Here is a 16,404-nt window from a genome sequence, read left to right as displayed (position 1 = left end):
TGTTCGCGAATCATATAACCAACCAATGGAAGTATTAGGAATTGATATAGGAGGCTCTGGAATAAAGGGAGCATTAGTGAACTCTGTAACGGGTAAAATGTTGACCAAACGGCACAGAATACCTACCCCCGAAGGTCGAAAACCCAAGGATATGGCTAGAGTGGTCTCCGAAATCGTCAAACACTTCGATCATAAAGGCCCCGTTGGCGTTGGGTTTCCAACCGTAATCAAACACGGAATCTGCAAATCACCGGGAAACCTTCATAAAAAATGGCTCGGCCTAAATGTTAAGGAGCTTTTTAGTGAAGTCACTGGTTTACCGGTTACCGTCGTCAACGATGCTGATGCAGCCGGTTATGCCACTATGAATTATGGAATAGGAAAAGGCAAAAAAGGCTTAGTGGTCATGATTACAATTGGCACTGGGCTAGGTAGCGGTGCTTTCTTCGATGGGGAGCTGATTCCCAATTTCGAGCTGGGGCAAATTCCCTATAAAAAATACAAGAAGATAGAACTTTGGGCAGCTGACTCAGCCAAAGAACGCGAAGGACTTTCGTATAAGCAATGGGGTAAGCGCTTCAATAAATTCTTGGAGTATGTAGAATTGATCATTGCACCAGATCTGGTAATCTTGGGTGGTGGTGCATCTAAGGATTTTGATCAATACAAAGACTGTATCCATATAGAAACTCCGGTCATTCCAGCAGAACTGCGTAATCACGCAGGTATTATTGGTGCGGCGGCAGCCGCCTTACATCAAGCTCCAAAGGATTAAGTGGCCTCAGTACATCGCAATAGTTGATTGGCGCTGACCACTATTTTTAATTGGCTAGATTTTGTAAACTCCAATTCAAAACCCTCTTGTTCTAATAAAGTTGCCCAATGCCCATGGTTATCGAATTTGATCATCGTATGGTCTTTTTTGACAACTCTCCAAAAAGGTATTTTGGCCTCTGTTAGTGCCAGTTTTTTCAATAAATTTCCGGTACGCATGGGGCAAGTTACATCTGCACCATAAGTTTTAGCCAATTGTTTTGTAAGCTCATGAATCGTCATGACTTTTCCTCTGGGAATATTTTCGACCACTTCGATTACCATGGTACTTTTAGGATGTAACATTAAACCCTTACCATAGAATTTTTGCATTTTCTCAGGAATTGGAATAAGTTTAGGTTTTATCATATCGTTTCAGTTTTCAGGTGCCTCTGGTACAATTTCGAAGCGATATAGGTGGCAATAAATATTTCAATCCAGCTCAACGGAAGGGTTGTCAACAACAGCTCCCATTTTGAGAACCCCATGTTGGAAACTCCTACCCAAAAGAGAACAAAAACAGAGGCCCAAGAAATGGTAGTCGACTTCAAAATGGTCTGCATCGAATTGCCAAAAACAGTTACACACATCCAAAATAAAAACACGACTAGGCCCGAAAGCAGTGTTCCCCAAACTATCCATATAAGAAGTACCCACCCTGTTGCTTCGGGTACGGTATGGGCATTTGCATCTAATTTTGGTACCACGAAAATCAAATAACGAATAGTTTCAGATAGCTGTACCCAAATATTCACTAGTACAGTAGCTATGATGAATTGTTTGGTATCTAATTTAGTAGCACTCATGATTCTAATAGCTTTATGGTTTCTTTCATTTTTTGTACTAGGGTTTCGGGAGTTGCATATTGGGGAGTTGAACGATAAATAGCTGCCGATTTTTCAAGCGTTTTTATGGTTTCTACAAGTTCAATGCTACGTTTCTTTTGTGTAGCGAATCGCAAGTTTTTGGGGTCAATTATCTTCCTGTTGATTAAGTAATCTACTTTTTTGTAACAACGACAAGGGTTATTCGAATTCGCTATACCACATTTCGCATCTAAAAAATTGCGCAGTTTTGTTTTTGAACGAGACAATTGTTTCCTAAAATTTTCTGGAGTTATATCAAGTATTTGGAAACCTTCGATGCTATTAAATTCTAAAATGACACCCAAAATATATACCATCCGATTGGACTCGTTCAGGCAAAGCAACATACCATGCGTACAGCTGACTTTCACCTCTTCCTCAAGCAAAAGTTGTTCGCCCTTATTTTGTGTATAGGCTATGGTTTCTGAATGACCAGCATCTATCAACTGCTGCGCATAAGCCTCAAAACTCACCGCAAAGCCCTTACCTCTTTTACCTTTCTCCGACAACAAATAGTTGGTAGCTACACGGTATACCCAGGTTTGAAATTTGCTATCTCCTTTGAATGTACTAAGATGTGTAACGATTTTAACCAAAATCTCTTGGGTAGCATCTTGGGCATCCATTGGATATAACAACATGCGAAGGGCCAGGTTATACACCAAATCTTTGATTTCAATAATCAAACTTTCCAATGACTTTTGGTCTCCATTTTGTGCCTTTTCTACAAGTGCTTCTAGTGTGTCTTTCATAGTCTCTATAAATTAGACCATTAAAAGATAGCAAGTGTGACAAAAAGTAGGAAAAATAAAAACCCCAGGCTTTCACCTGAGGTCTTATAAATCTTGAATTACTCTATTTAATCAATCTTATTTCGCTTGCGATCAACTTCGGTCAAGAAGATTTTTCGAAGTCTTAGATGCTTCGGGGTTACCTCAACGTATTCGTCTTTTTGAATATATTCCAAGGCTTCCTCCAAAGAAAACTTAATCGCAGGAACGATCTTCGCCTTATCATCGGCACCGGAAGAACGTACGTTAGAAAGCTTCTTGGTTTTGGTAATATTAATGGTCATATCATCACCTCGTGAGTTTTCACCTATCACCTGCCCTTCGTAAATATCCTCACCTGGATCTACGAAAAACTTTCCACGATCTTGTAGTTTATCAATGGAATACGGAATTGCTTTTCCCTTTTCCATCGAAACCAAAGAACCATTTTGCCGTTGTGGAATATCACCCTTCATAGGTTGGTACTCCAAAAAGCGGTGCGACATAATAGCCTCACCAGCAGTAGCAGTCAACAACTGATTTCTTAAACCGATGATACCACGAGAAGGAATCAAAAATTCGCAGACCATGCGATCACCCTTAGCTTCCATACTAGTCATCTCTCCCTTCCGGATAGATACCATTTCTACCGCCTTGCCAGATACCTCTTCAGGTAAATCAATAGTCAAGCTTTCGATGGGCTCACACTTCAGCCCATCGATTTCTTTTATAATTACTTGTGGTTGTCCTATTTGTAGTTCATAACCCTCACGACGCATAGTTTCGATCAATACCGAAAGGTGCAATACCCCACGACCAAAGACCAGGAATTTATCGGCACTATCAGTCTCGTTTACACGAAGTGCTAAGTTCTTTTCCAATTCGCGTTCCAATCGCTCTTTGATATGACGCGAGGTAACAAACTTACCATCTTGACCAAAAAACGGACTGTCATTAATGGTAAACAACATACTCATGGTAGGCTCATCAATGGCAATAGTTTTAAGGCCTTCAGGGTTTTCCAGGTCAGCAACCGTATCACCTATTTCAAAGCCTTCAACCCCTACTAAGGCACAAATATCACCAGTGGCAACTTCTTGTACCTTTTTACGGCCTAAACCTTCAAATACAAAAAGCTCCTTGATTTTCGATTTTACTACACTTCCATCGCGTTTCACCAAAGCTATTTGTTGCCCCTCTTTTAAGCTTCCTCTAGTTAGTCTTCCGATAGCAATCCTTCCGGTGAACGAAGAAAAATCCAAAGAGGTTATCAACATTTGCGTACTGCCTTCTGTCGGTTCAAAGGTTGGAATATGTGCAATGACCATATCCAACAGCGGTTCGATATTTTCAGTCTCTTTCTGCCAGTCATCACTCATCCAGTTGTTCTTTGCTGAACCATAAACCACAGGGAAATCTAACTGCCATTCTTCAGCGCCTAATTCGAACATGAGATCAAAAACCTTTTCGTGAACCTCCTCGGGAGTACAGTTTTCTTTATCTACTTTATTGATAACAACACAGGGTTTTAAACCCAGATCAATGGCCTTCTGCAATACAAAACGTGTTTGCGGCATGGGGCCTTCAAAGGCATCAACCAATAACAAAACACCGTCTGCCATATTCAGTACCCGTTCAACTTCCCCACCAAAATCTGCGTGACCCGGGGTATCGATAATATTGATCTTGGTATCTTTGTACACCACAGAAACATTTTTAGAGGTGATCGTAATACCTCTTTCACGCTCTAAATCGTTATTATCCAATATTAAATCACCTGTATTTTCATTGTCGCGAAACAATTGACAGTGATACATAATCTTGTCTACCAAGGTAGTTTTACCGTGATCTACGTGGGCAATAATGGCAATATTCTTTGTTGTTGACATAATTTTTTATTTAAAACAGTAGGTGCCTACTATTTTCAGCCTGCAAAGATACTGCTAATTTCGGCTTAGCAAGCCAAACTTATGTTATTTTTATGTTACTGATATTGAGGGAGTTTACTACTTGCCAACACACCATCGTTTCTCACTTAGGATCCATCCGATACTCAAATTGGCAATTGGGTAAATACCTCCTTGAAAAGGGCCTAAATAATAGGCTGCACCAATGTCGGCTGAAAAGTTGAAACCTGAATTATAGCTGCGCTGTAAACCCGTTGCTACCCCCGCATACCCAAAAGCTCCTTTTACGACTTCATTTGCTACAGTTCGCGGTCCGGGGGCAAAAATGGCAACTGCCGGAGCGATATAGTTTGCCGAATTGCCATATATCGGTCTGCGGTTTCGCTGGCGCCGTTCAAAGTTATAGTAGTAGCGGTATTGCAGGGCGACCGCCGGGTAAAACTCAAAATCTTGATAAATCTCCGAAACCGATGGGTCTATCGTCACTTGTAAACCCGCCTTGATATCAAAAGTAGTGTTGACCCCTAGGGCCATCTCATATTCAATTCCGGGATTGGCAATATTGAGCTTGAATTGTCGAAGCTCACAGTTTTTACCAAATTGGGCGGTTATGAACATACTGCTAAAAAGCAGGGTAATGAGGATAGTTCTATGCATAGCAGATTGATTTGGGATCATTTTCAGCCAATGTCTTTATCATTGGTCATTATACGCTAACGAAACTTACACCTCCATAGTGCATTAGTATCTTAAGAAGTGGTTCCACATTTGCTTTTAAAACAATTTATCTGCCTGTATCTCGAATTTTTAATTCTCTATTCGCTGTTGTTCATCTTCTAAACCTGTTTTACGTTTACGCGCTTTCTTGACTTCGCTACGTCCGAAATCATAGGTTAAACTAAAGGCAACTTGACGACTATCACTACCGCCACTACCGTCAATAAACAGGTTGCCAAATTGAGTCGTACCGTTCCACGGGATGGTATAGAGAACATCGTTAAAAGCCAATCTTGCATTCAACTTTTCCTTAAAGAACTTTTTTTGAAGTGCGATATTTAAAGATCCTAAGGCCGCTGTTTGATATGTGCCGCCCCATACGCTCGGGGAGTTATACCATCCAGACACTTCCATTTTGAATCCTTTCGGTAGCGTGAAGGTGTTTTGAGCATAAAAACTAAGGGTTTCTTGTTTTACGGAAAGAAATTCAGGGCTCTTCGCCTTATAATTACTGATATATGCATTTAAGCTAAAATAAAGATTCCACCATTCCTTAATCTTCTTTGGATAAGAAATTCCAAAATTTACCACCTCATTATCTGCCACATTCCGTTGGGTAATGAAATTTCTTCCACCACTATCAGCTACCGTGACCTGAGCAAAAAAATCAGAGATATAGGTATAGGTCAATGAGGTTGTTAAACGATAGTTGAACGTATGAGCTAGTTTGATATTATTGGTATACTGGGGTTGTAGAAAAGGGTTGCCCTTTCGAAATGATAGTTCGTCAATGACATATTCAAACGGATTTAAAGACTGATAATTGGGGCGTTGAATTCGTTTACTGTAGGTCAGTGCAAATTGGTTTTTACGATTCATCTGATAGGTCAACCCACCGGATGGGAAAAAATCGGTATAATTACGTTCAACCCTAGAATCTTGGTTTTGTTGCATGCTAAGCAGATTGCCGTCTGAAATTGTATTCTCTACCCGCAAACCCACTTGCAGATTCCATTTGGTCCATTTGTAGTTGTAATTAAGGTAAGTCGCATTAATTCGCTCCGTATAATCAAATTGATTACTTTGCTCCGAATTGAGCAAATCAACTCCATTAATCCGTGTAAAGAAATCAAAGGTATTATCCGTATTTACATATGAAAGCTTTACTCCTAGACCCAACTTTCCATTGAATAGGTTGGTTTCATAGTCGGTCTTGAACGTAACAATTGAAATATCTATTGGGGTATTTTGACTCGTAAAGTTCTGACGGAGTATCTGAGTTTCATCTCCATTGAAATAGACGTTCGGTTGTCTGGCAGCCCGATCGCTATTGTATCTACCATAATCTAAATCTACATTAACACTTGTTCCTAGGGTATCCGCATAACGATAGTTTAGATTCGCATTCAGATTATAAGAGGTATTTGAGTTTTGACTATTGGTTACCAGTATACTGTCAATTGTAACAGCACCAACGCTTCGTATCGGTGTTCTCGAGTTATTTTCGGTGAACCCATTATTGAAATTTCCATTGAATATGGCTCCCAAAGTACTTTTTGGAGTGGCATAAAAGTCATATCCCAGCTTAAGATTATTACTATTGCGATCGAAAACACTATTGGTACGTGATTCAAAGAAGGTACCAGATTGCGTTCTCAAGAGATTCAAAAATCCCGTACTTTTTCCAAAACGGTTGCTGTACGTGCCGTATAGATTTCCTTTTTTACCTCTGACATTAAAATTTCCACTGGTGTTATTTCGCGCAAAATCGCCAACGGTTAAACCAGCTGTTATTGAACCATTAACACCTAGGCTCTTGTCTTTTTTCAACTTCAAATTAATAATTCCCGCATTGCCGGCAGCATCATATTTCGAGGAAGGCTGGGTTATGATTTCAACTGCCTCAATATCTGTAGCCTGAAGACTCTCCAAGTAATTGGTCAGATCTTCGCCCTGCAAAACAGAGAGTTTGTCATCGATAAAAATCTGCACCCCTGACTTGCCTTCCACAATAATACCACCACCATTATCGACAATAACCCCTGGCGCTTTTCGCAACAATTCAAAAGCACTTGTACCTGTGGCGTTGATCGTACTTTCAACATTGAATACGGTTTTATCTGCCATTACCTGTACCATAGGTTTTTGACCGGTAACGGTTACCTCCTCTAGATTTTCAACAGCTTCCATCAATACAGTAGTTCCGAGATTCATATCACTACCTGTATAGTTGACCTCCTTTTGATACTGGGTAAAGCCTATGCTCGAAATGTTCAACTGAAACATTCCTTTAGGTACATTCGTTATTTCGAACAGACCAAAATCGTTGGTAATAACAGCTTTTACCAGCGTGGAATCGTTTAGTCGATTTAAAGTAACGGCAGCATAAGGAACTGTTTCCCTTGTTTCAGTTACTACCTTGCCCTTAAGGGATTGAGCACTTAACGAAAGACTAAAGAAGCTTAAAATAAGTAAACATATATTTTTCATGACCATTTGATATTTGATACTGGTTCAAAATTGAGACTTCTGCCCCTTCCTAAAAACCAGAACCTGATGAACCGCCCTATAATGGGCTAAGTTGACCGGTCAATTCAACTGCGTATAGGTCAACTCATCTGAAAATTTGAGGTAGCATGCCAATATCTTTTTATCTTGTTCTCAAAAGAATCTTACCATGGAAAAGAAGTTTTTTTGGAGATTAAAGAAGTGGGAAGTCATTGCTTTCGTAATGTTCTATTTCTTTTTTGCAAGCCTATATTACGTTACCCTGTGGATTAATTGGGGAAGCAGTGACAAATCGGACAGCAGTTTTTTCAGTCTTATTCGATTTATAGACAACTGTGGATTACAGTATCTCATCTTCTTCTTGTTTACGGTTCCGATTTGGTATCTCGTATTTCAACAGTTTCGTGGAAGAAAGCTCTATTTTCGCTTGCTTATTCATTTGGTTACCTGGCCCATTTTCGTTTTCGGAACACAACAGGTATACTATTCTATATCCGAAACCTTGGGTTTTGGGCACTTAGAAGGGGCTTCGGCTGTATGGGACGTTTATATACCCGCATTGTTCTACCTCATCCAATTCGGAATGCTACACGCCTACGAGTACTACAAAGAAAACCAACGAAAGTTGATTTTGGAGGGAGAATTACGACAAGCTGCCCTTAAAAGTGAACTGGCGGCCATCAAAGCACAACTGAATCCTCATTTCTTGTATAACGTCTTTAACACGATCAATGCATCCGTTCCGGCAGAAAATGAAAAAACCCGCAATATGATCGCGCAACTTTCCGATTTGTTCCGTTACCAACTTCGGGCCTCAAAAACTGATGTCGTCACCCTAGAAGAAGAGTTGGACTTCGTAAAAAAATATTTAAACCTTGAGAAAGAGCGGTTCAAAGATCGCTTGCAAGTTGATATTAAAGTTTCTAAAGATCTGATGAAGGAAAAAATACCCCCTATGCTATTGCAACCTTTGGTTGAAAATTCTGTAAAACACGGCCTGGCAAGCTTAATCGAGGGTGGTACCATCTCTATCTATATTTTTAAGGAAGAGGGTAAGTTGAAGTTCGAAATTTCCGATACGGGAATTGGCATTCAAAACAAGCAAAATGTTTTTGGCAAAGGAGTCGGATTGACCAACACCAAACTTCGCTTGCAAAAAATGTATCAAAGTCATTTAGAATTATTGGATAATTCTCCTAAAGGATTGACCGTAAAATTTGCAATATGAAAAAAGTCTTGATCGCAGATGACGAGGAGGCGGGACGCGTACTGATCAAAGAATACTTAAAGGGTTTTCCTGATTTGGTGTTACTTGCCGAAGTAAATAACGGTGTTGATGCCATTACAGAAATCAATCGTTTCAAACCTGATTTGGTTTTTCTCGATATTCAAATGCCAGGAAAAACTGGCTTTGAAGTATTGGGCCATTTGGAAGAGATTCCGCAGATTATTTTTTCGACTGCCTATGATCAATATGCGATTCAGGCCTTTGAGGTACATGCGATCGACTATCTCCTAAAACCCTATACGAAAGAACGTTTTCAAAAAGCCATAGAGCGTCTGGAAAGCGGGTTTAAAGATGTAGGGGCCTTGGCTCAAAGCGTTATCATGGAACGCGAAGATTACCCTGAACGCGTGCTCGTGCAAAAAAATAAGAAACTAATCACCATCGCGGTAACTGATATCCTATGGATAGAAGCTTATGGTGACTATTCGAAACTACATACTGAAGAGGCTACCCTAGTGAGCAATTATGGAATTTCGGGACTCGAAGAAAAATTAAACCCAAAAACGTTTTTGAGAGTACACCGATCTTCCATCATTAATCTGGAAAAGGTTAAAGAGCTACATAAATATGGAAAGAGCTATGATGTGACAATGCAAAATGGTGATGTGGTGCGAGTTAGTCGCGGTTATATGGATGCTATTAAAAAAATCATGTTTTAAGGCGCTATTGGAAAGTAGGTTTCCTAGATTTTCTTTTAGTGGCGACCCAGCCAAATGTAAAATTGAACAAGGGGCCATATCCGTTGAGAACACCATCGCCCCTATAATATCCTGCCCCTAGTTCGACATTGAAATTAAAGCCCTTCGGATAGGTACGTTGAATACCATAGACAGCTCCGTAAAAAGCCAAACCAAAATCGTCAGGACCATCCAAATTATTCGAAATTTGTAGCGGACCCCAGAATATCGAACGTGCGGCAGAAAAGTAATCTCAAGAGTTTCCGGAAACATTCTTTCTCATGTCAATTCTTCTCTTGAAATTATAATAATACCTCAACCTTGTATGCCAAGCGAATCCGAAGGTATATCCTTCCTGATAGGATGCAATTCCAAGACCAAAGCTAGTGGAAGCACTTACGCCCTTAAAAAGACCCAATTCATAACTTAGTCCGGGGCCGAATAAATTAAATTTAAACTGATGACGCTCCAAATTGACAAGATCAAACATCTTGCCTTGTTCGCGTATCTGACCCCGCAGTACGGAAGTCACAAAAAAAGCGGTTAAAAAAGTAATAAAAAGTAGATTTCTAATCATCTGTTCAGCGTATTGTCAAGAATAAATCTAAAAAGGAAACCAGACGGAAACACTATCTTTGTGTAAATTTTAAGATATGAATCTCTCACGAATCCCTCATATAAAACACACAGACCGCGATAACTTTTTTCTCCTCTCCGGACCCTGTGCCATTGAGGGTGAAGAAATGGCGTTGCGAATAGCCGAGAAAATAGTCTCTGTTACTGACAAACTAGCGATTCCGTATGTCTTCAAGGGAAGTTTTAAAAAGGCCAACCGCAGCCGTGTGGACTCCTTTACAGGCATCGGCGATGAGAAAGCCTTAAAAATCCTTAGAAAAGTTTCAGAAACGTTTGAGGTTCCAACGGTTACCGACATTCACGAAGTATCAGACGCCGAAAAAGCTGCGGCCTATGTTGATGTGCTCCAAATACCAGCATTTTTAGTCCGACAAACTGATTTGGTAGTAGCCGCTGCGAAAACGGGTAAGGTGGTCAATTTGAAAAAGGGCCAATTTATGAGTCCCGAAAGTATGAAACACGCCGTCACCAAGGTGATCGATTCTGGTAACGAACAAGTGATGATTACCGATCGCGGCACCATGTTTGGCTATCAAGATATGGTTGTTGATTTTCGTGGTATTCCCACCATGAAACAATATGCTCCCGTTGTTTTAGATGTAACCCATTCCCTTCAGCAACCCAACCAAGCTGCGGGAGTCACGGGGGGAAGACCCGATATGATCGAAACCATAGCTCGAGCGGGCATCGCAACAGGTGTTGACGGACTCTTTATGGAGACCCATTTTGATCCTTCTATTGCCAAAAGCGATGGTGCCAATATGCTACATTTAGATCATTTGGAACAGTTATTGACGAATTTGACGCTGCTGCGCAAAACCGTAAATAACTTACAATAATTCCCCAAAATACAAGTTATTTAAGGGTACTTACCAACCCGAACCATGGCTACCAAGAACGCGCTCCTCCTTGTTTTACTATTAAGTTTTTCTTTCTCCTATGCTCAAATGCCAGATAATTTTGGAAAGGTAACCGATGCGGAGAAGAACATGACCTCTTATGCTACAGACCCAGATGCTTACGCGGTGGTTTTATACGAAAGAGGTGATAACTACTTTAAAGTCATTGACGACCGTATTCGATTGGTGAAAGAATATCATACCAAAATCAAAATACTTGACGAGAAGGGTTTTGATGAAGCTACCATTTCGATACTACTTCGTAAAAGTGATATGCTTGTAGAAAAGCTAAAAAAGGTAAAAGCAGTTACTCATAATGGAGCAAATCAGTTCAATGTGTTACCCAGCGAGATCTTCGAAAAAGACTTGAATGAATACCGAATTGAAAAGACCTTTACTTTTCCTAAGCTTCAAAAAGGGAGTATACTAGAATATAGTTATACCATTATTTCACCGTTCTTCTATAATTTTAGAGGGTGGGATTTTCAATCACATATTCCAAAACTTTACAGTGAGTTTAATGCCAAAATACCAGGCAACTACGTTTACAACCGAGCATTAATTGGAAGTTTGAAATTGGAAGTCAACGATTCTAAATTACAGAAGAATTGCTTTCATATTGACGGATTTACGCAGAGTGCAGATTGCGAAGTAATCAAGTACGCGATGAAAGACATTCCGGCATTTAAGGTGGAAGAGGACTTTATGTTAGCTGCATCAAATTACATTTCACGGCTAGACTTTGAACTCTCACAGTATAATCGTTTCGACGGTACCACGGATAAGTATACGAAGACTTGGAAGGATGTTGACCGGGAGTTTAGAAGCGATAAGAATATTGGAAGGCAGCTATCAAAAAAAGGTTTTTTCGAAAGTCAGGTTCCAGAAAAATTACTAACAGAAGGAGACGAATTGACAAGGGCAAAAAACATCTATGCCTTTGTGCAAAAGCATTACAATTGGAATGAAGAATATGGAATTTTTAATAAGGCAAGGGTAAAAGAAGCCTTTGAAAGGGGAACAGGGAATGTATCTGAAATCAATATGTCATTAATCAATTTATTGAATGCTGCCGATATTAAAGCTAACCTGATGCTGCTATCAACAAGAGGGCAAGGCTTACCTAAAAAAACACATCCAGTCATTAACGATTTCAACTATGCAGTCGCCAAGGTTACTATTGGTGGAAAAGACTACCTATTGGATGCCACCAACAAATATCTCACTTTCGGAATGCTGCCGTTTCGAGCACTTAACCATTACGGTCGTGTGATGGACTTTAAAAACGAAAGTTATTGGCAAGACATCATGGCTGAAACGAAAAACAGAGATCAGGTTCGGGCGTATGTCAAATTTAATCTCGAAGAACAAAAAGCATATGGCGTTCTAGATATGATCAGTGTCGGATATGATGCCGTTGATAGAAGAATAATTCTTGATGCCTATTCTGAAGATGAATATTTGGAGGAATGGGAGAAAGATGTCGCAGGAGATTTTGAAATTACGAAATACAAAATGATAGCGGAACGAACTACCGATTCACAAGTTGCCGAGCGATTTGAATTTGAAGTACACAACGTTCTTAATGGAGAGGTCATTTACTTTAATCCGTTTTTGATTCGCTTTTTTGACAAAAATCCTTTTACCCTTGAGGAACGAACATATCCCGTTGATTTCGGACACCCCAGACGGTATAAATACGATGTGAACATCGTTATTCCAGAGGGATACGAAGTACAAGAACTTCCAAAAGATCAAGCCGTAAAATTGGGTGAAAATCTTGTTACATTAAAATTTCATCAAAAAGTTAGCAATAATCAAATTGGTATCGCATTTGATTTGGCCCTCAACAGTTACTACTTACAAGCGGCTGACTATGAAGGGTTAAAAAAGGTTTTTAAACATGTTACTGATATTCAAAGAAACTCCTTGGTTGTTTTAAAGAAAATGTAGCATCCACTTCTTTTTTGTACTTTGGAATTTCAAGTAAATCTACTTTAGCATGAAATTCAACGGTATATTCCTATTTCTAGTCCTTGCTCTTCATTCATGCCATACGACAAATGACCAAAAGCAACTTCCCACACGGCCTAATATCGTATTTATCATGTCTGACGACCATGCGTATCAGGCCATAAGTGCTTACGATGACAAGCTCATACAAACTCCACATATAGACCGTATTGCCAATGAAGGCATGTTATTCACAAACGCCTCGGTTACCAATTCGATATGCGCCCCTTCTAGAGCCGTAATTCTTACGGGGAAACATTCACATATCAATGGAAAAATCGATAATCGGTCGCCTTTCGATACCACCAATGTTACCTTTCCGCAGTTACTTCAAAAAGCCGGTTACGAAACTGCAATGTTTGGCAAACTTCATTTTGGGAATAATCCCAAAGGGTTTGATGAATTCAAAATACTTCCCGGACAGGGCGATTATTACAATCCGGTTTTTAATACACAAAAAGGAGATACCACCATCACAGGCTATGTAACCGATATCATTACCGATCTTACCATTGATTGGTTTGAAAAACGAAGGGATACCGCAAAACCTTTTCTGCTCATGTACCTGCATAAAGCTCCGCATCGCTCTTGGCTACCCGCAAAAAGACACTACCAGGAGTTTACCAAAAAAACGTTCCCGCTTCCCCAAACCTTGTTTGATGATTATAGTACCAGAGGCGAGGCAGCCGAAAGTGCCGAAATGAATATTCTCAAGCATATGACCTTGATCTACGACAATAAGGTTAATTCAAGCGACATTGAAGCTTTGGGCATAGAAGATAGGGCCTTACCGAATCGTTTGGCCCGAATGACAGCAAAGCAACGCGCTTCTTGGGATTCGATTTATAAGCCAATAAGTACGGCATTTAGAAAGAACTATCCCTCCATGAGTGATTCGACCTTAATGGTATGGAAATATCAGCGCTATATGCAAGATTATTTGGGAACCATTGCCGCAGTGGATGAAAACGTAGGAAGGTTATTAGCGTATCTCGACCAAGTAAAACTGAGCGAGAATACCATTGTGATCTATACTTCCGACCAAGGGTTTTATCTTGGCGAGCACGGCTGGTTCGATAAGCGTTTTATGTATGAAGAATCATTCAAAACGCCCCTGTTGATCAAATGGCCCAATGTGATTAGCCCGGGAACTACCGAAGATGAAATGGTTCAGAATCTAGATTTTGCACAGACCTTTTTGGAAGTCGCAGGCCTCGTACCGCCAGAGGATATGCAAGGGGAAAGTCTGGTTCCTTTGCTAAGCGGAGAACGGGAAAAATGGGATAGAGAAGCTGTGTATTATCACTATTATGAATACCCTGCAGAACATGCAGTAAAACGTCATTACGGTATTGCCACCAAAGAATATAAACTCATTCACTATTATTACGACGTGGATGAATGGGAACTGTACGACCGCAAAAAGGATCTCAACGAAATGAACAATGTTTATGGAGACCCTGCCTACACTAGCGTGGTAGACAAATTAAAACCAAAACTTCAGGAGTTGCGAACAAAGTACAAGGACTCCGATGAATTGAGTAATCAATACATTCAGGTGTATAAAGAAAATGGGTGGATAGCGCAGTAGGAGGAGTTAAACTAGTTGATTTTTAAGTCTATAAACTAAGGGTTAGACCCTATTTGTAAAATTTCTTATTCCGAACCGAATAGGCATCTTGCAGCACTTCGATCAATATCGTATCATTGATATCTTCCAAAGAGGTGTAGCGAAGTGATTTCATCACCTTGCGTTTTTCCGTGACCATGAGAGCTACATGTTTCGTCAAATTTGCCGCGCTCCAAAAGCCTAAATCCACATAATCTTTACTTTGATTCATGTAGCAAAATGGTTTGCCATTAAGGTAATAAAAGGGAATTCGGTATTTGTATTTCAAATCAACCTCTGCAATCGTATGCTCGATCACCAATTGCAAATGCAGTAAAATACTGCGAAAAGGTTCGGGCTGGGTTAAAATGTAGTTTTCGGCCGGATTCACATTTAAATTTACAATTTCTTGATCAAAACATATAGGTATTTTGTAATTTCAGAGAGGAGAACCACATACTTTTAAAACAACGCTATTTGATATGAAAAACATAACCACCCTATTTTGCTTTCTTTGTTGTATTTGCGTTCTAAAAGCGCAGCATTCGCATTCAAGCCAACACGCCCTCACCTACCCTAATATCGATGGATACCTTACGTTAAAAGCCGATTTACATATTCACACCGTTTTTTCCGACGGAAATGTCTGGCCTACGATACGGGTGCAAGAAGCCCTGCGTGAAAATTTGGATGCCATATCGCTGACGGAGCACTTGGAGTACCAACCGCACAAAGATGACATTCCGCATCCGAATAGAAACCGATCTTATGATTTGGCGCTGGAAGAGGCCAAAGAACACGAGCTATTGATTGTGCATGGTTCAGAAATTACGCGCTCGGCTCCCATGGGGCATAACAATGCTGTTTTTATTTCAGATGCGAATCTGTTGGTGACCAACAAAGCCGACAAGGCCTTCTCGGAAGCTAAAAAGCAAAATGCCTTTGTGTTCTGGAATCATCCGGCATGGCATGCGCAAAATTCGAAGGGAAATCCTATACTTAGCAACTTTCAAAAAGAACGGATTAGAAAGGGTGAACTGCATGGTATCGAAGTGATCAATTCAGTAGACTATTCAGAGGAAGCCTTGGCCTTAGCGCTTGATCAAAACCTCACCATCATGGGTACAAGTGATATTCACGGACTCATTGATTGGGATTATACTGAAAAAGGAAATGACCGACCGCTTACTTTGGTCTTCGCCAAAGAAAAGAGCCTTGAAAGTTTACAAGAAGCCCTTTTTCAAGGGAATACCGTTGCCGTATACAATTCACTTTTGGTAGGAAAACCCGAGTTTCTCGTTCCTTTGATTCAGGCCAGTATAAAAATAAATAAGGCCACTTACCTACCCAAAACCCAAGTGCTGGAAGTGGAGCTTGAAAATAACTCCAGTAGCGACCTTCTCTTTGAAAATCAAATGGAATATAATTTCTACAACAGCTCGCCGGTTTTTACTGTGGAAGCGCAAGGCACCTATAAATTATTGATTAAGACCTTGGTAGCGAAGGAGGGTATCGATTTACGACTAAAAGCTTTGGGAGCCTTTACTGCGCCAAAACAGCAGCCCGTTGTCGAGTGGAAAATTTCCGTTGAAAAGTAAATTTCATACTTTTTTGATCCTTCTTTGCGATCAATTGAAATATTTAATTTAACTTTGTATTTCAAAGTACTTTATACTCTTCCGCTAATTCTTAGCTTCGGAG

At 40.1% G+C, this 16,404-nt stretch carries 16 protein-coding genes; 7 read left to right on the top strand and 9 right to left on the bottom strand.

From position 1 onward, the window contains the following. Positions 1–25: 25 nt before the first annotated feature. Positions 26–775, top strand: a complete 750-nt coding sequence (gene ppgK / locus ABJN95_RS18565) for a polyphosphate--glucose phosphotransferase (protein ID WP_348372649.1) — start codon at positions 26–28, stop codon at positions 773–775. On the opposite strand, the gene ABJN95_RS18560 is transcribed toward ppgK, so the two are convergent. From ABJN95_RS18560 to ABJN95_RS18535, 6 genes are all read right to left on the bottom strand, one after another. After that, on the bottom strand, positions 772–1,182 hold the full coding sequence (locus ABJN95_RS18560) for an MGMT family protein (RefSeq protein ID WP_348372647.1): 411 nt from the start codon (positions 1,180–1,182) through the stop codon (positions 772–774). The genes ppgK and ABJN95_RS18560 overlap by 4 nt on opposite strands. Next, positions 1,179–1,619, bottom strand: coding sequence for a hypothetical protein (locus ABJN95_RS18555; protein ID WP_348372646.1), 441 nt, complete (start codon positions 1,617–1,619; stop codon positions 1,179–1,181). The genes ABJN95_RS18560 and ABJN95_RS18555 overlap by 4 nt, the downstream gene beginning before the upstream one ends. Next, the gene (locus ABJN95_RS18550) at positions 1,616–2,431 is read right to left on the bottom strand and encodes an RNA polymerase sigma factor (RefSeq protein WP_348372645.1); all 816 of its coding nucleotides are present in this window, start codon (positions 2,429–2,431) and stop codon (positions 1,616–1,618) included. Before ABJN95_RS18550 ends, ABJN95_RS18555 begins: the two co-directional genes overlap by 4 nt. Before the next feature lie 107 nt (positions 2,432–2,538). Continuing rightward, entirely contained in the window at positions 2,539–4,338 is a 1,800-nt protein-coding gene (gene typA / locus ABJN95_RS18545; RefSeq protein WP_348372643.1) for a translational GTPase TypA, read from the bottom strand. 117 nt (positions 4,339–4,455) lie between these two features. Continuing rightward, positions 4,456–5,013, bottom strand: coding sequence for a hypothetical protein (locus ABJN95_RS18540; protein ID WP_348372641.1), 558 nt, complete (start codon positions 5,011–5,013; stop codon positions 4,456–4,458). A 150-nt stretch (positions 5,014–5,163) separates the two neighbouring features. After that, complete coding sequence (locus tag ABJN95_RS18535; RefSeq protein ID WP_348372639.1) at positions 5,164–7,563, bottom strand: outer membrane beta-barrel family protein; 2,400 nt, start codon at positions 7,561–7,563, stop codon at positions 5,164–5,166. A 187-nt stretch (positions 7,564–7,750) separates the two neighbouring features. Here ABJN95_RS18535 and ABJN95_RS18530 point away from each other — a divergent pair, with 187 nt between their 5' ends. Continuing rightward, positions 7,751–8,809, top strand: a complete 1,059-nt coding sequence (locus ABJN95_RS18530) for a histidine kinase (RefSeq protein ID WP_348372638.1) — start codon at positions 7,751–7,753, stop codon at positions 8,807–8,809. Next, entirely contained in the window at positions 8,806–9,528 is a 723-nt protein-coding gene (locus ABJN95_RS18525; RefSeq protein ID WP_348372636.1) for a LytTR family DNA-binding domain-containing protein, read from the top strand. Before ABJN95_RS18530 ends, ABJN95_RS18525 begins: the two co-directional genes overlap by 4 nt. Before the next feature lie 4 nt (positions 9,529–9,532). On the opposite strand, the gene ABJN95_RS18520 is transcribed toward ABJN95_RS18525, so the two are convergent. Further along, a complete protein-coding gene (locus ABJN95_RS18520; RefSeq protein WP_348372634.1) occupies positions 9,533–9,742 on the bottom strand; it encodes a hypothetical protein in 210 nt (69 codons plus the stop codon). A 57-nt stretch (positions 9,743–9,799) separates the two neighbouring features. Continuing rightward, complete coding sequence (locus ABJN95_RS18515) at positions 9,800–10,123, bottom strand: hypothetical protein (protein WP_348372633.1); 324 nt, start codon at positions 10,121–10,123, stop codon at positions 9,800–9,802. 76 nt (positions 10,124–10,199) lie between these two features. Between ABJN95_RS18515 and kdsA the strand changes: the two genes are divergently transcribed. Genes kdsA through ABJN95_RS18500 form a run of 3 tightly spaced genes read left to right on the top strand, consistent with a single transcriptional unit; the run spans position 10,200 to position 14,685 of the window. Then, a complete protein-coding gene (kdsA, locus tag ABJN95_RS18510; protein WP_348372631.1) occupies positions 10,200–11,021 on the top strand; it encodes a 3-deoxy-8-phosphooctulonate synthase in 822 nt (273 codons plus the stop codon). 45 nt (positions 11,022–11,066) lie between these two features. Next, the gene (locus ABJN95_RS18505; RefSeq protein ID WP_348372629.1) at positions 11,067–13,034 is read left to right on the top strand and encodes a DUF3857 domain-containing protein; all 1,968 of its coding nucleotides are present in this window, start codon (positions 11,067–11,069) and stop codon (positions 13,032–13,034) included. Positions 13,035–13,083: 49 nt separating this feature from the next. Beyond that, entirely contained in the window at positions 13,084–14,685 is a 1,602-nt protein-coding gene (locus ABJN95_RS18500; RefSeq protein WP_348372628.1) for a sulfatase/phosphatase domain-containing protein, read from the top strand. Between the two features lie 49 nt (positions 14,686–14,734). Here the strand turns inward: ABJN95_RS18500 and ABJN95_RS18495 are convergent, their stop codons facing one another. Next, on the bottom strand, positions 14,735–15,094 hold the full coding sequence (locus ABJN95_RS18495) for a DUF1801 domain-containing protein (RefSeq protein ID WP_348372626.1): 360 nt from the start codon (positions 15,092–15,094) through the stop codon (positions 14,735–14,737). Positions 15,095–15,185: 91 nt separating this feature from the next. Between ABJN95_RS18495 and ABJN95_RS18490 the strand changes: the two genes are divergently transcribed. After that, positions 15,186–16,301 carry an Sb-PDE family phosphodiesterase gene (locus ABJN95_RS18490; protein WP_348372625.1) on the top strand — a complete coding sequence of 372 codons (1,116 nt, stop codon included), beginning with the start codon at positions 15,186–15,188 and terminating at the stop codon, positions 16,299–16,301. The last annotated feature ends 103 nt before the right edge of the window (positions 16,302–16,404 follow it).

It is taken from the genome of Maribacter sp. (assembly GCF_039974175.1).
In the GTDB taxonomy this organism is placed as follows: Bacteria; Bacteroidota; Bacteroidia; order Flavobacteriales; family Flavobacteriaceae; genus Maribacter_C.
This window is presented reverse-complemented; position numbering and strand designations above follow the sequence as displayed.

Excerpts from the sequence above, each read along its gene's own strand:
- ppgK (WP_348372649.1), top strand. The coding sequence starts at position 26 with ATGGAAGTATTAGGAATTGATATAGGAGGCTCTGGAATAAAGGGAGCA.
- ABJN95_RS18560 (WP_348372647.1), bottom strand. The coding sequence starts at position 1,182 with ATGATAAAACCTAAACTTATTCCAATTCCTGAGAAAATGCAAAAATTC.
- ABJN95_RS18555 (WP_348372646.1), bottom strand. The coding sequence starts at position 1,619 with ATGAGTGCTACTAAATTAGATACCAAACAATTCATCATAGCTACTGTA.
- ABJN95_RS18550 (WP_348372645.1), bottom strand. The coding sequence starts at position 2,431 with ATGAAAGACACACTAGAAGCACTTGTAGAAAAGGCACAAAATGGAGAC.
- typA (WP_348372643.1), bottom strand. The coding sequence starts at position 4,338 with ATGTCAACAACAAAGAATATTGCCATTATTGCCCACGTAGATCACGGT.
- ABJN95_RS18540 (WP_348372641.1), bottom strand. The coding sequence starts at position 5,013 with ATGCATAGAACTATCCTCATTACCCTGCTTTTTAGCAGTATGTTCATA.
- ABJN95_RS18535 (WP_348372639.1), bottom strand. The coding sequence starts at position 7,563 with ATGAAAAATATATGTTTACTTATTTTAAGCTTCTTTAGTCTTTCGTTA.
- ABJN95_RS18530 (WP_348372638.1), top strand. The coding sequence starts at position 7,751 with ATGGAAAAGAAGTTTTTTTGGAGATTAAAGAAGTGGGAAGTCATTGCT.
- ABJN95_RS18525 (WP_348372636.1), top strand. The coding sequence starts at position 8,806 with ATGAAAAAAGTCTTGATCGCAGATGACGAGGAGGCGGGACGCGTACTG.
- ABJN95_RS18515 (WP_348372633.1), bottom strand. The coding sequence starts at position 10,123 with ATGATTAGAAATCTACTTTTTATTACTTTTTTAACCGCTTTTTTTGTG.
- kdsA (WP_348372631.1), top strand. The coding sequence starts at position 10,200 with ATGAATCTCTCACGAATCCCTCATATAAAACACACAGACCGCGATAAC.
- ABJN95_RS18505 (WP_348372629.1), top strand. The coding sequence starts at position 11,067 with ATGGCTACCAAGAACGCGCTCCTCCTTGTTTTACTATTAAGTTTTTCT.
- ABJN95_RS18500 (WP_348372628.1), top strand. The coding sequence starts at position 13,084 with ATGAAATTCAACGGTATATTCCTATTTCTAGTCCTTGCTCTTCATTCA.
- ABJN95_RS18490 (WP_348372625.1), top strand. The coding sequence starts at position 15,186 with ATGAAAAACATAACCACCCTATTTTGCTTTCTTTGTTGTATTTGCGTT.